The following is a 13,778-nucleotide window of genomic DNA, read 5'->3' on the forward strand; positions in this document are numbered from 1 at the left end:
CACAGCTAAATCGCTGTTCTACAAGGCTTGTGGCACCAGTTCCTCACAGATAATTCGTGATAAGACCCGAAATTATCCAAGCATGGTGCCACTATTGCAACTTTATTTTTGATTTAATCAGTTTTTCACGAGGTAGAACTACTGAATCACCACCTTAGGGGTGACGAAAATTAACAGCTCACTTTTGCCAACATTTTCATAACTTCGACGGAAAAGCGCACCTAATAGTGGCAGATCGCCTAACAAAGGCACTTTATCCACCGAGTTAGTAATGCTGTGCTGGAAAATACCACCAAGAACGACGGTTTCACCGTTATTTACTAACACTTGCGTCCCGATACGCTGAGTATCAATCGCAACGGCTTCACCAGTGCCTGTTTTCACGACTTGTCCAGGTCTATCTTGCGTAACGCTTAAGTCCAACACAAGACGGTTATCCGGTGTAATTTGTGGCGTCACCTTCAAACTCAATACTGCTTTTTTGAACGTTACCGTCGTAGCACCACTTGATGAGGACTCTAGATAAGGTATCTCGGTACCCTGCTCAATATAGGCAGGCTTCTTATTGGTAGTGATCAAACGTGGGCTTGAGATAATCTCAGCTTTGGACTCTTGTTGCAGCGCAGAAAGCTCGAGGTCTAACAAGGTGTCTGAGCCTAATTTTGCAACCTGAAAAGCAATGCTGGTCGCGTTTGGACTGGTTGCAGCTAAGTTTACGTTTAGGAAGTCATCGATACCTACTCCATCACCGTCACCACCGTCTTCTCCTTCACCACCACCGTTATATAAACCGATCGTGGCAAGGTTGTTTTCGATAGAGCCACCAACCGTGTTATTGCCATTAATAGAGGTAAAGCCCCAGCGAATTCCCAACTCGTCCATGTTGCCTTCATTGATGGTCACAATACGCGCTTCAATTTGAACCTGCTTCACCGGGATATCCAAAGATTCAATAATTTCTCGAATCACTTCAATGTTTTCAGGTAGCTCACGAATCAATAACGAGTTAGTCCGCTCATCAATGGTCATACTGCCTCGCTCAGACAACATACTGATGTTCCCTTCTCCGTTGATCATTTCTGCAATATCTGATGCTTTAGCGAAGTTTACCTTGATGATTTCAGACGAAAGCTCTCCCATCGTTTGTTCTAGCTGCTGCTTTTCGAGTTGCTGTTTTTCGCGCAGATCAAGCTCATCTGTTGGAGCAACCAGAATCACGTTGCCATCAACACGCTTATCTAACCCCTTAACTTGCAAAATAATATCCAGCACTTGCTGCCACGGAACACCATCAAGACGAAGTGTGAGGTTACCTTCTACGGAGTCTGAAACAACCAAGTTGAACTGGTTGTAGTCGGCAATCAGCTGTAACACGTTACGTACAGGAATATCTTGGAAGTTAATCGAAATGAGCTTGCCTTCTTTTTCTAGAATGCTTTTATCCGGAGCTTTCTCATTGGGTTTGATCTTAGCCACTTTGATTTCCAAGAATCGCCCCGTTAAACGGTAATCATGCGTATATTCTTCATTGATGTGCGCAACCAAGCGCGTAGTTGAGGTATCGCGAAACACCTCTACGCTTTCAACCACAGTCGAGAAATCATTTACGTCTAGGAGATACAGTTGCTCGTCTTTTACCGAAGTATTAAGCAAATCGATACTTAACCCTTCCTGTACGCGTTTGACATCAACAATCGCGGCAGGTGACGCCAGTTCAACGACTATAACGGCGTCTTTATCTTTATTAGTGCGAAAGTCGATACTCTTTAAGGCATTAGACGATACTTCTTCTGCTGCCACTAAAGGGGCTAAAAATACAAACAACCATAAGGAGAAGAGCCCAGTTAGTATCCTTGTTGTACGTGTTAATCCTTGTCTCATTTTCATTACTCAATATCAAAAATAAATGGGGCTATCTCAAAGCCAACTTAACTTTACGCTTCTGCCAACACCCTAAGCCGTCGGGCAACGTTTCATTAATTAACAAATAGGAATGGCTGACTTGGGTCACTTTGCCATTGTTGCGTCCGAGGTATTGCCCCGGCTTCACTTTATAAACGGTGCCATTGGGTGCCTGAACGAGACCAGAAACCGTATTACCCATGCCCATAACTCCTTTCAAACGTAATTGGCTTAATGGGAATTTTTCTAATTTGCCAGTGCGCCTTCTTGAAGGCGGTTGCCAGCAATCTTTTCTTGCAACGGGCTGAGTGGCGATCGTGGCTTCTTTTGGTAACTCAAAGGGCGCACGCTGTACTTCAGGTGCGTACGTGACGGCAACATACTTATCTGCAGGCTTAAGTTTCTCGACATCTCGACGCGCCTGACTCTCCACCCCTCGAATAAAATCCGTTAATGACTCATCATTCGCCTGACATCCAAGTAGCAGAGACCCCATCAGTACCAGTAACAAATGCTTACTTGTCATTGTTCGTCTCCTCTGGCTTAAACTGATAGGTATTGGCTCGTACCCTAAAGTGCAGAGTTTCACTTTCTTGGCTGACACGCTGCCAAGTCACATCTTTAAACGTGATGATTCGAGGTAGCGTTGCTATCGCCTGAGAAAAATGTCCGATGTCATGAAAATCTCCCGTTAACTCAATGTTTAAAGGAAGACGATAGAGGAAATGCTCTGATTGCTTTTCACCCCAGTCGATACGGGTAAAGGTCAACTTATTGTCGATACCGAGTTCATTCACCGAAGCGAGCATCGTAGCCAACTCTTTTTGCGCGGGCAGTTGTTGTAGCAATAACTCGTAACGCGTGGTGAGTTCATCCAATTGAGATTGAAGCTGAGGCAATGCAGCTACTTTGTTCGCTTTGATCTTCAGTGCTACCTTGAGCGTCTGCTCCTGCTGGACCAAGTTATTCAATTGCTCTTCTTTTGGCTTAAGGTAAAACCAATAGCCAAAACCTTGAATGAGGAAAATCAGCAGCGCGATAACCACAAGCTGAGGCAACAGTGGCCACTCTGCCATTTCATCTATTTCGAGATCCTGCCAATCAACCATGCTGGGCCTCCGCTTTCTTCTCCGGCACTTTGAACATGAAAGACACTTTGAACGTTTGGAACTCTTTTCCAAAACGCGCTTTTCCGTGAACGATGGAGTGCATTTCTACATCATTCAACTTGGCCGAACGCTCCATGTTGTCCAGCATCGTGGCAAGTTTTGGAGTGCTATCAGAGATCCCTGAGATCTCAATTTCCAGATCATTCATTTTGATCTTGTCGACATATACACCTTCAGGAATGACGGCTGGCATCAAGTTCATAAACTCGGTCGTTTTGTTTCTACCGTTTTGTAATCCTTCAACCACTTTTAAACGTTCGAGGATTTTGCTGTGCTCTTGCTCGGCGATTTTCATTGCTTCAATACGCTGGTCGAGCTCAGCAATGTAGTGAGTAAGGTAATCAAGCCGCTCCTGCTGCTGATCTTGTTGGTACTCAAAAAACTTTCCAATACCCCATTGAATACCAATGGCGACCAACATGCCTAACGCGACCAAGCTAATGAAACGACGTCGGTGCTCTTCTCTTTGGTTCTCTCGCCAAGGAAGTAAATTAATGCGATAAAGCACGCGCACCTCCTAGCCAATGAATGCCACGAATCGCGAGTCCTGCGGCTGTAGAGAAATGCTGCCAATCCGCGGCACGACGTTTACGTTTGGACACCTTCATTTCAAATAGCCCTAGCGGGTTTAGCAATTCACACTCTAGTGACAGTTGCTGAGATAACTCTTCCGCGAGCATTGGTGTCGAAGCTCCTTCCCCTGATAACCAGATACCTTTGATATTTTGCGAGCCATTAATGGAGGTGTAGAGCTGCATCTGACGTTTCACCCGTTCCACGATTTGGCGATTAAACAGTTCTGTTTTCTCCTGAGCATCATCGGACATCAAATCATCTTGAACAGGGCTGTTTGCTCCTCGAGTGCCGCAAGCAAACTCTTTGTGAAACAGCTCACCTTGTTCGGTAAACATGGTAAAGGAGCTCGATGAGGTGCCAATATCGAGTAAGCAGTACTTATTTTTGTCAGGAAAGCGATCGGCGGTGAGCTTCCAGATATGACCAAGACTTTGTGAATGCACGTCCACTAAAACGGGTTTTAGTCCGGATTTTTGTAATGCATCCACGCGACTATCGACCACACCTTTTCTTGTCGCAAACACTTGATAGTTATCAGTCCCACGCAACCCATCTTCGGCACGAAGACGGACAAAGTCTAAACTCAGCTCTTCGACAGGGAATGGCGATTGATGAGAAAATGCCTGAATCACAGCAAACTCAACTTCGCTATCTTCAAGGTTTTGTTCTATTTGCAGTTTTTTACTGATCACCGAATTATCAGGCACTGAAATTGCGACCTTTTTAGCACCAAAAGGCAGTTCTTTTTTAATCAGCTTTAGGGTCTTTACAATTTCTTGATGATTTATAGTGTTATTTTCAGCGACAATACCTTCCTTTAGTAATATTTCTTTGTAACCCAACAGAGCGTAATTGTTGCCTGTGGGTTTAAGTACTACGGCTTTGAGGCTGTTATGGCCTATATCGATGCCGGTAACGATTAGCTTATCCATCTCTTACTCTCGCTCCGAAATTTCTTCGTGCAAAGGTTGTTATTAGCACCCAAATAAGAGTTAATATCTCTATGTGCTAAATTTTTGACCTAAGAGTACAAGGGTTTGCCGTTACACAGCCTCAACCAATCAGGGATTCTCCGGTGAAGTTCATAAAGCGTTTATTATTTTTAACATTGATTTGCATAATTCTTGGAGTCACCACAATATTTGGCTTCTATCAGTACGTGAAGCCTGAATTGCCAGATGTTGCAACTCTAAAAGACGTTGAATTACAAACACCTATGCAGGTGTTTAGTCAAGACGGGAAGCTGATCGCACAGTTCGGTGAAAAGCGTCGTATTCCTGTTACTTATGATGAAATTCCTCAAGACTTAATTCATGCGCTAATCGCAACCGAAGATAGCCGTTTTTACGAACACCCAGGTATCGATCCTATCGGCATCACTCGTGCAGCCGTTGTAGTTGCGATTTCAGGTTCCGCTAAGCAGGGCGCAAGTACCATTACGCAACAGCTAGCGCGTAACTTCTTCTTATCTAATGAGAAGAAGATCATGCGTAAGATTAAAGAGATTTTCATTGCTATCCACATTGAGCAGCTTCTGAGTAAGCAAGAAATCATGGAACTTTATGTCAATAAAATCTTCCTTGGTTACCGCTCATATGGTTTTGGTGCGGCCGCTCAAGTTTACTTTGGTAAGAGCCTTGATGAATTGACGTTAAGCGAACTTGCGACACTCGCAGGGATGCCAAAAGCGCCATCAACGATGAACCCAATTTACTCTCTTGAGCGTGCGACAAAACGCCGTAACGTCGTGTTAATGCGAATGCTTGATGAAAAATACATCACGCAAGAACAGTATGACGAAGCACGCAACGAACCTATCGTGGCGCGTTACCACAGTGCTGAAATTGAACTTTCAGCTCCTTATGTGGCAGAACTAGCTCGTGCATGGGCCGTGAAAGAGTACGGTGAAGAAGAAGCCTATACCTCTGGCTTGAATATCTACATGACGGTGGACTCTAAACTGCAAGATGCCGCGAATACATCCGTGGTAAATAATCTGCTGTCATACGATGAACGTCACGGCTACCGCGGTGCGGAGAAAGTGCTTTGGAAAGAAGGTGAAACCGCTTGGAACAGCGAGCAAATAGAAAAGCACCTTAAGAAGCAACCAACTTATGGTGACCTTTACCCTGCCGTCGTGACAAAAGTCGATGATAAAACTGCGCAAGTTTGGGTTAAAAACCATGAAGAGCAGACCATTCCTTGGACTGGAATGCATTGGGCACGTAAATACATCACCGAAAACCGCCAAGGTTCAACACCAAAATCAGCGCATGATGTGCTAGCGACGGGTCAACAAGTTTGGGTTCGCGAAGTGAGCGAAACCAATGAAGATGACAACACGACACAAAGCTGGAAACTGAGCCAAGTGCCAACAGCGAACACCGCGTTTGTCGCGATGAACCCGGAAAATGGTGCGATATTATCGTTAGTGGGTGGTTTTAACTTTGTTCATAGTAAGTTTAACCGTGCCACTATGTCAGTGCGTCAGGTTGGCTCAAGTATCAAACCATTTATCTACTCAGCTGCAATTGACAAGGGACTTACCTTAGCCACTCTGATCAACGATGCGCCGATTAACAAATGGGACGCAGGTTCTGGTTCGGCTTGGCGACCTAAAAACTCACCACCAACCTATGGCGGTCCAACTCGCCTTCGCCTCGGCTTAGCTCAGTCAAAGAACGTGATGGCAGTGCGTACGCTGCGTGAAGTAGGCCTTGATGAAACACGTCAGTACCTTACTCGTTTTGGTTTTGATATTAACCAAGTACCACGTTCAGAGACCATCGCGCTCGGTGCTGGTAGCTTAACACCAATGAAAGTGGCACAAGGCTACTCTGTATTTGCGAACGGAGGTTATTACGTCGAACCGTTCTACGTAGAACGCGTGGAAGATGCATTCGGTGAAGTGCTGTTTAAAGCGAATCCAAAGAGCGTTTGTCATAAGGATTGCCCACAAATGAGCGATGAGCCAGACAATCGCTATGCCGATGAGTTTGGCGAACAAGACGTCGCGATTGATGGTTTGGCAACAGACAACGCACTGGAAAATGATGAACCTCAATATGCTCCACAAGTTATCTCTGAGCAAAACGCATTCTTGATGCGTGAGATGATGTACAGCAACATTTGGGGTGGTGGTAACTGGCGTGAAGGTACGGGGTGGAACGGTACTGGCTGGCGTGCACAAAAACTGGGGCGTCGTGATATCGGTGGTAAAACGGGTACAACGAATGACTCCAAAGATGCTTGGTACAACGGCTATGGTCCTGGTGTTGTTGCCATTGCTTGGGTTGGTTTTGATGATCACTCACGCGCCCTTGGTCGCACAACGGTTAATAGCAACCTAGGCAAAGGCCAAATTTCCGGTGCTGAATCGGGTGCGAAAACCGCAGAACCCGCTTGGATTGACTTTATGCGCGTTGCACTAGAAGAAACACCTGAGCAAGGTAAAAATATTCCAGATAACATCATTCGTGTTCGTATTGATCGCAACACTGGCATGCTAACGCACAAAGTAGACAGCACATCGATGTTCGAATACTTTGAAAAAGGCACTGAGCCTACCGAATACGCTGGAGACCGTTTGGAAGACAGTATTTATTCTTCCGGCTCTGGCGCAGAAGAGCTGTTCTAAATCACTAAAGCAAAAGGGAGAGCATTCGCTCTCCCTTTTTTATGTCGGCTTTTACGCCGCGGCGTTCAATGAAGGATAGGAAGCCAATACTTCTTTAATCTTCGCCGCCAAAGCTTCAAACCTTGCACGCAGTGGTGAGCCTGGGCGATATACAAGCACTATATTGCGCGAAGGCGTAGGGTTAACGGCTGGTACATAGCACACGCCATCTTTTTGCTTCTCATTAGGGATAGAAAGCTGAGGCAATAACGTAATCCCTGCACCAGCAGCGACCATATTCCGCAGTGTCTCCAAACTGGTTGCCTTAAAGCGTTCGTCGTCTTTCGCTCCGGCAGCAAAACAGAAACCTAACGCTTGATCACGCAGACAGTGACCGTCTCCTAGCGCTAAAACGGTTTTACCATTCAACTCCAACATATCAACATGGTCGAGAGAGGCCCACTCATGATCACATGGCACCGCAACGCTTAACGGCTCGTTATACACTTCGATTTCTTTAAAAGGTGCCGTTTCATCAACCGAAGCCAAGACCAAGCAGTCCAATTTACCTTCTTCTAATTGACGCACCAACTGATGTGTTTGAGCTTCGTGCAGGAACAGCTCCAGTTCAGGAAATGCTTCTTTTATCTGCGGCAGAATTTTGGGTAGTAGATACGGACCTACCGTCGGGATGAAACCGATATGCATAGGCCCAGTCATTGCTCCGCTCTGACCACTCGCCATATCTTTAAAAGTTTTCACTTCACTTAAGATACGCTTAGCTTGCTCCACCAACTGCAACCCTGAATCGGTAAACAAAACGCGACGGCTGCTTCGCTCTAAAAGCGTGGTACCGAGTTCATCCTCTAGCTTACGAATTTGTCCACTCAATGTTGGTTGGCTAACAAAACATGCTTCTGCCGCTTTGCGAAAGTGCTTATGTTCCGCAAGTGCAACTAAGTACTCAAAATCTCGAATATTCATAACTCACAATTCGCTTCTTTTAACAATAGCTAATACCTATCAAAACCATAACACCAAACGATTAGAGCTATCAAAGGATTTTTACAATAATGGGCTCAACAGAACGAAACAGAGCAAAGAAAAACGCTAAGCTCTATACGCATAATTTAAAATAGTTAAAGGAAATCATTATGTTTGTATCTAAAGAAGGTCAACAAGTCCCTCAAGTTACTTTTCCAGTTCGTCAAGGTGACTCTTGGATGAATGTAACGACTGATGAGCTATTTAAAGGTAAGACCGTTATCGTATTTAGCTTACCGGGTGCATTTACTCCAACCTGTTCATCAAGCCATCTACCTCGTTACAACGAATTGTTCCCTGTATTTAAAGAGCACGGAGTGGATGAGATTATTTGTGTCTCGGTCAATGATACGTTCGTGATGAATGCATGGAAACAAGACCAAGAAGCAGAAAACATTACCTTCATCCCGGATGGTAATGGTGAATTCACCGATGGCATGGGTATGTTAGTGGATAAAAACGACATCGGCTTTGGCAAACGTTCATGGCGTTACAGCATGCTAGTAAAAGATGGCGTAGTGGAAAAAATGTTCATTGAGCCAAACGAACCAGGCGACCCATTCAAAGTGTCAGACGCAGACACCATGCTGAACTACATTGCGCCAGACTACAAAACGCAAGAGTCCATCACGGTATTCACTAAGCCAGGCTGCCCTTTCTGTATGAAAGCGAAACAAAACCTGATTGACCACGGTCTTCAATATGAAGAAGTGATTCTGGGTAAAGACGCAACGACAGTTAGTCTACGAGCTATATCTGGTCGCACGACTGTTCCACAAGTCTTTATCGGTGGCAAGCACATCGGCGGTAGCGAAGAGCTAGAAGCGTATCTAGGCTAAGCTGTCCATAGCCTACACCCTCGGTCTCCGGTGCCTTTGGCTCGGAGGCCAACCCTAACTCACTTCTTCTACTAGTCTAGATAAGTAGTCGTCTACCGATACGGTGACTCCTTATACAGATTCAACGACCCAATTCACTCTCCAAGCTCAATGTAGCTAGCTTGGCTTAAAAACGAAAAGCGAGAGTTCACGATGAAACAAGTTAATGTCGACGTAGCGATTATTGGTGGTGGTACTGCTGGTCTTGGCGCTTATCGAGCAGCAAAAGCTCATACTAATAGCGTAGTAATGATTGAAGGCGGCCCTTACGGAACAACCTGTGCTCGCGTCGGTTGCATGCCCTCTAAGCTGTTGATTGCGGCCGCAGAAAGTGTCCACCAAATCGAAAAAGCGCCTGGATTTGGGATCCATCCGCAAGGTGAAATACGCATTAACGGACAAGAAGTCATGGATCGTGTAAAACGCGAACGTGATCGTTTTGTTGGCTTCGTGCTTGAAAGTGTCGATGATATTCCCGCTGAAGACAAACTATCGGGCTACGCGAAGTTTGCCGATGATCATACACTTATCATAGATGACCATACTCAGGTCACCGCAAAACGGATTGTGATCGCGACGGGCTCTCGTCCTGCCTATCCAGCAGCTTGGAATGAGTTGGGTGACCGTCTCGTAATTAATGATGATGTCTTTGATTGGGATGATTTGCCTGAGTCCGTTGCGGTATTTGGCCCTGGAGTGATCGGACTTGAACTCGGTCAAGCATTGCACCGCCTAGGGGTGAAAGTGAAGCTCTTTGGTCTTGGTGGTCAAGTTGGTCCACTGACAGATCCAGAGGTGATGGCTTATGCAAATAAAACTTTTAAAGAAGAGTTCTATCTTGATGCCGATGTAAAAGTAGAAAGCATGAAGCGCATACCATCATCGAATGCAGCAGGCGCTGACAAAGTTGAGATCCAATTCATTAACCACGACGGTGAATTAGAAACCTTTATTGTTGATTACGTTTTAGCAGCCACTGGACGACGTCCAAACGTAGATAAGCTGGCGATCGAGAACACCAATGTGGCATTAGATGAACGCGGTGTACCAACCGCAGATCACTACACATTGCAAACCTCCGTAGAGAGTATTTTTATTGCGGGTGATGCAAGTAACCAAGTTCCATTGCTGCACGAGGCCGCTGACCAAGGTCGCATTGCTGGTGATAATGCTGGTCGTTTCCCGGATATTCGTGCAGGTCTGCGTCGTTCGCCAATTTCAGCTGTATTCTCCGATCCGCAAATAGCTATGGTCGGTGAAACTTTCAAACAACTGGAAACTCGCTTAGGAAGCTGTGGTTGTTTTGTTACTGGCGAAGTCTCGTTTGAGAATCAAGGACGTTCACGCGTCATGCTACGAAACAAAGGGATGTTACATGTCTATGGCGAGCAAGGTACTGGACGCTTTTTAGGAGCAGAGATGATGGGGCCGAACGCAGAACACCTCGCGCATCTTTTGGCTTGGGCACACCAAAATAGAATGACGGTTTCTGAGATGCTAGATATGCCCTTCTATCATCCAGTGATCGAAGAGGGTGTCCGCACCGCTCTACGTGATTTGAATGCAAAACTACACTTAGGGCCAGAAATGGTGAAACATTGCCTTGACTGTGGGCCTGGTTGCTAACGCTTTCATGCTCAATCGAGCCAGTCTTTACATACCAAACAAAACAGAAAGCCTCGTGATTAACGAGGCTTTCTGTTGACTACTTTGAGGCGATTACATAAGTACTACACTGCCATCATTGCGTAACGACTTACCATGATGATCGCGACTACACCGATCGTAAAAAAGCCACCAGCGATACTCAGCGCAAATTTCAATTCTGTCGACATGATTATTTTTCCTATTAAAGACTGACAGCGCACCATACATCAATCACGTGCCACATAAGCTCTACAAAGCTAACTTTCCATTTTTGGTTGTGTTCCTGCGCTCTAAGCTGCGACAAAAAACGCTTTCTCTCTTTGTGTTGGGTATATAATCTGAAGCAACACTGATGCCTTGGAAAACACTATGACTTGTCGCCGTTGCGAGGAACATTGGTTTTGGAAAAAGCTTGGGCGTTGCCAACGATGCTTGGATCAGTTAACGGTGCTTTCGGTACTGTGCTGGATTGTGTGGTGGTTTGCGTTCAAAGATGATCCACAAAGCATCGAGTCGATCGCTTTGATCTTTGCTGGTTTCGCTTTCAATATTTTATTGTTTTTGCACTTATGGATGCGTTTTGTCATCTTGCCGTGGCAACGTCGGCGAGGACGAAAAGAGACGGATAAAAAAGAGTAAAGTGGCAGATAGAAAAAAGCCCCAAAACCAATATCAGTTCTGGGGCTCTCTTAGATTCTTCTAAGAAAAAGCAGTGGTACTTTAATAGACCGAGCTTCCTCTCAAAGGTTCCAAATTTTTTCGATTTTTTTAGCAAATACTGATGTAAGTGAATCAGAAAATAACTATGTCATTGAATGCTAATAAAATCACTCCGAAATTTCAGCTCATGCCACATGCGATTTTTGGATCACTTGCTCCATTAAATTGATCTCTAGCGCCACTTCATCACACGCGTGCTGACGTGGACACTGATCGCAATCTTTCAAGACTTTTTCTGGCAACAGCGACTTCGATGTTGGTAAGAAGCTCTGCTTCATAAAGAACTCTGGCGTTCGAGTGAGGACAAAGACCTTCTTTATCGCCATTTGACGTGCTTTCTCAACCAAGTGATTTACGATTGCACTGCCCTGCCCTTGGCCTTGCCAGCCCGCTTCGATACCAAGAGAGCGTATTTCAGCCAACCCTGAGTCATACACATATAGAGAAGCGCAACCTGTCACTTCACCATGATGCTCAGCCACCGCGAAGGAGCCAATATCTCTCACGAGCTCATTACGAGAGCGGGGTAGATTCTCACCGAGGTTCGCCCAATAAGCCACCATGCCCTCTAGTGTTTCAATGTCCGTCAAACGTGCAGGACGCACTTTCACTGCCGAGCTGTCACGCTGGCTCAGACGTTTATCCGCTTGCTCTACCGCATAAGCGACTTGGTGAGGCGAAACGCCACCCAGCGCACAACGTTTTTCCAAACAAGACTCTATTGTCAGAATGTCATACACATCATCTTCAATCACCTCAGAGAAGGCTTTTAGCTCTTGCAGAGACAATTCTTCCAGCGCACAACCTTTATCAATTGCCCCTACCACCGCTACGCCCACAATATGGTGCGCCTCACGGAATGGGATGCCTTTCACCACTAAGTAATCAGCTAACTCAGTCGCGTTCGCATACCCTTGCTTCGCAGCTTCAAGCGTACGCTCACCATTTACTTTAATGCCATCAAAACACAGCGCTGCCATTTCCATGCAATCATTCCATGTGTCTAACGCATCAAACAACCCTTCTTTATCTTCTTGCATGTCTTTGTTGTACGCCAATGGTAAGGCTTTCACTGTCATCATCATGCTCGATAATGCGCCATAGACACGCCCTGTCTTACCACGGATCAACTCAAGTGCATCTGGGTTTTTCTTCTGTGGCATCAATGACGAACCAGACGTCACCGTATCCGCTAACTCAATGAAGTTAGACTCCCCTGAGTTGTAGAAGATCATATCTTCTGCAAGACGAGAAAGGTGCAACATAGAAATCGAGGCCACCGACATCAGTTCCATAACATGATCACGATCCGAAACCGAATCGAGTGAATTACGCGTAGCGCGGTGGAAACCAAGGTTATGAGCTAATTGTTCACGATCAATCGGATAAGCCGTGCCAGCTAAAGCACCCGAGCCAAGTGGACAAGTGTCGAGACGCTGTAAGGCATCATTCAGACGAGAGTAGTCACGCTCGAACATTTCAACATAAGCCAAACACCAGTGAGCAAAGGTGACAGGTTGAGCGCGCTGAAGATGAGTATAGCCAGGCAATACAGTGCCTTGGTGCTGCTTAGCAACATGAACCATTTGCGATTGCAGACGATCTAAAGCAATCAACAGTTGCTGGCCTTGCTGACGACACCAAAGTTTTAGGTCTGTCGCTACTTGGTCATTACGAGAACGCCCAGTGTGGAGTTTTTTACCTAAATCTCCCACTTTACTAATCAGCTGCTGTTCAACCCACGAGTGGATATCTTCTGCATCTGAGCGAAGAATTTGATGAGGATCTTCCATCACTTCTAACTTCAGCTCGTTTAAAGCAAGTTCCAGCTTTTGCTGTTCTTCTGCCGATAGAACATCTACAGAAAGCAGAGCTTTAGACCATGCGATTGAACCTACGATGTCTTGCTCAGCCAATCGGTAGTCAAAACGCAACGAATCGTTAAACTCTTTAAATCTAGTGTCTGCCGCTTGGGTAAATCTTCCGCCCCATAATGCCATTGCGTTTCTCCTGATGACTATTGCTTACTCTAACGTTCTCGAATGAGTAGTAACCAATTTGATGGTCATTTGCTCACTTTTTCTTATGGGTCAACGTTACGGCAATTTCGACAAAAAATAAAGTATAAATTCAATATTTTTACATATATATTCAAACGGAATGCATTTGCATCTTTGTGCTCATAGACGTAAGCCAACAAAAAAGACCTGCTATCCAATAGCAGGT

11 protein-coding genes are annotated in these 13,778 nt (G+C 45.4%); 4 read left to right on the forward strand and 7 right to left on the reverse strand.

The genetic code is table 11. The features are described 5' to 3' along the window. Positions 1–138: 138 nt before the first annotated feature. Genes FKN08_RS16745 through pilM form a run of 5 tightly spaced genes read right to left on the reverse strand, consistent with a single transcriptional unit; the run spans position 139 to position 4,579 of the window. Entirely contained in the window at positions 139–1,881 is a 1,743-nt protein-coding gene (locus FKN08_RS16745; protein WP_170892562.1) for a type IV pilus secretin PilQ family protein, read from the reverse strand. A gap of 31 nt (positions 1,882–1,912) precedes the next feature. Next, positions 1,913–2,428 carry a pilus assembly protein PilP gene (locus FKN08_RS16750; RefSeq protein WP_170892563.1) on the reverse strand — a complete coding sequence of 172 codons (516 nt, stop codon included), beginning with the start codon at positions 2,426–2,428 and terminating at the stop codon, positions 1,913–1,915. Beyond that, positions 2,418–3,011 (reverse strand): type 4a pilus biogenesis protein PilO, encoded by a 594-nt coding sequence (gene pilO / locus FKN08_RS16755; RefSeq protein ID WP_012841351.1) that lies wholly within the window; start codon positions 3,009–3,011, stop codon positions 2,418–2,420. Before pilO ends, FKN08_RS16750 begins: the two co-directional genes overlap by 11 nt. Next, positions 3,004–3,579, reverse strand: a complete 576-nt coding sequence (locus tag FKN08_RS16760; RefSeq protein WP_005395717.1) for a PilN domain-containing protein — start codon at positions 3,577–3,579, stop codon at positions 3,004–3,006. The genes pilO and FKN08_RS16760 overlap by 8 nt, the downstream gene beginning before the upstream one ends. Then, complete coding sequence (gene pilM / locus FKN08_RS16765) at positions 3,563–4,579, reverse strand: type IV pilus assembly protein PilM (protein WP_139059626.1); 1,017 nt, start codon at positions 4,577–4,579, stop codon at positions 3,563–3,565. The genes FKN08_RS16760 and pilM overlap by 17 nt, the downstream gene beginning before the upstream one ends. A 143-nt stretch (positions 4,580–4,722) precedes the next feature. On the opposite strand from pilM, the gene FKN08_RS16770 reads away from it, so the two are divergent. Beyond that, positions 4,723–7,284 carry a PBP1A family penicillin-binding protein gene (locus tag FKN08_RS16770; RefSeq protein WP_074191325.1) on the forward strand — a complete coding sequence of 854 codons (2,562 nt, stop codon included), beginning with the start codon at positions 4,723–4,725 and terminating at the stop codon, positions 7,282–7,284. 51 nt (positions 7,285–7,335) lie between these two features. Here the strand turns inward: FKN08_RS16770 and oxyR are convergent, their stop codons facing one another. Beyond that, positions 7,336–8,247: a DNA-binding transcriptional regulator OxyR gene (gene oxyR, locus FKN08_RS16775; RefSeq protein WP_005395720.1), complete on the reverse strand. Its 912-nt coding sequence runs from the start codon at positions 8,245–8,247 to the stop codon at positions 7,336–7,338. A 170-nt stretch (positions 8,248–8,417) separates the two neighbouring features. Between oxyR and FKN08_RS16780 the strand changes: the two genes are divergently transcribed. The 3 genes from FKN08_RS16780 (at position 8,418) to FKN08_RS16790 (ending at position 11,471) form a co-directional block, all read left to right on the forward strand. Continuing rightward, positions 8,418–9,146: a redoxin family protein gene (locus tag FKN08_RS16780; protein WP_005395721.1), complete on the forward strand. Its 729-nt coding sequence runs from the start codon at positions 8,418–8,420 to the stop codon at positions 9,144–9,146. Positions 9,147–9,338: 192 nt separating this feature from the next. Then, positions 9,339–10,811: a dihydrolipoyl dehydrogenase gene (locus tag FKN08_RS16785; RefSeq protein ID WP_170892564.1), complete on the forward strand. Its 1,473-nt coding sequence runs from the start codon at positions 9,339–9,341 to the stop codon at positions 10,809–10,811. Between the two features lie 390 nt (positions 10,812–11,201). Continuing rightward, complete coding sequence (locus FKN08_RS16790) at positions 11,202–11,471, forward strand: DUF3624 domain-containing protein (protein ID WP_012841349.1); 270 nt, start codon at positions 11,202–11,204, stop codon at positions 11,469–11,471. A gap of 206 nt (positions 11,472–11,677) precedes the next feature. Here FKN08_RS16790 and argH read toward each other — a convergent pair whose 3' ends face one another. Next, positions 11,678–13,552, reverse strand: coding sequence for an argininosuccinate lyase (argH, locus tag FKN08_RS16795; RefSeq protein WP_170892565.1), 1,875 nt, complete (start codon positions 13,550–13,552; stop codon positions 11,678–11,680). Between the last annotated feature and the right edge of the window lie 226 nt (positions 13,553–13,778).

This window comes from Vibrio sp. 1-2 (7-a) (genome assembly GCF_013048515.1).
Classification (GTDB): domain Bacteria; phylum Pseudomonadota; class Gammaproteobacteria; order Enterobacterales; family Vibrionaceae; genus Vibrio; species Vibrio diabolicus.

What these genes read in the sequence shown, in the direction of transcription:
- FKN08_RS16750 (WP_170892563.1), bottom strand. Translation starts at nt 2,428, where the DNA reads ATGACAAGTAAGCATTTGTTACTGGTACTGATGGGGTCTCTGCTACTT.
- FKN08_RS16745 (WP_170892562.1), bottom strand. Translation starts at nt 1,881, where the DNA reads ATGAGACAAGGATTAACACGTACAACAAGGATACTAACTGGGCTCTTC.
- FKN08_RS16780 (WP_005395721.1), top strand. Translation starts at nt 8,418, where the DNA reads ATGTTTGTATCTAAAGAAGGTCAACAAGTCCCTCAAGTTACTTTTCCA.
- FKN08_RS16785 (WP_170892564.1), top strand. Translation starts at nt 9,339, where the DNA reads ATGAAACAAGTTAATGTCGACGTAGCGATTATTGGTGGTGGTACTGCT.
- FKN08_RS16790 (WP_012841349.1), top strand. Translation starts at nt 11,202, where the DNA reads ATGACTTGTCGCCGTTGCGAGGAACATTGGTTTTGGAAAAAGCTTGGG.
- oxyR (WP_005395720.1), bottom strand. Translation starts at nt 8,247, where the DNA reads ATGAATATTCGAGATTTTGAGTACTTAGTTGCACTTGCGGAACATAAG.
- pilO (WP_012841351.1), bottom strand. Translation starts at nt 3,011, where the DNA reads ATGGTTGATTGGCAGGATCTCGAAATAGATGAAATGGCAGAGTGGCCA.
- argH (WP_170892565.1), bottom strand. Translation starts at nt 13,552, where the DNA reads ATGGCATTATGGGGCGGAAGATTTACCCAAGCGGCAGACACTAGATTT.
- pilM (WP_139059626.1), bottom strand. Translation starts at nt 4,579, where the DNA reads ATGGATAAGCTAATCGTTACCGGCATCGATATAGGCCATAACAGCCTC.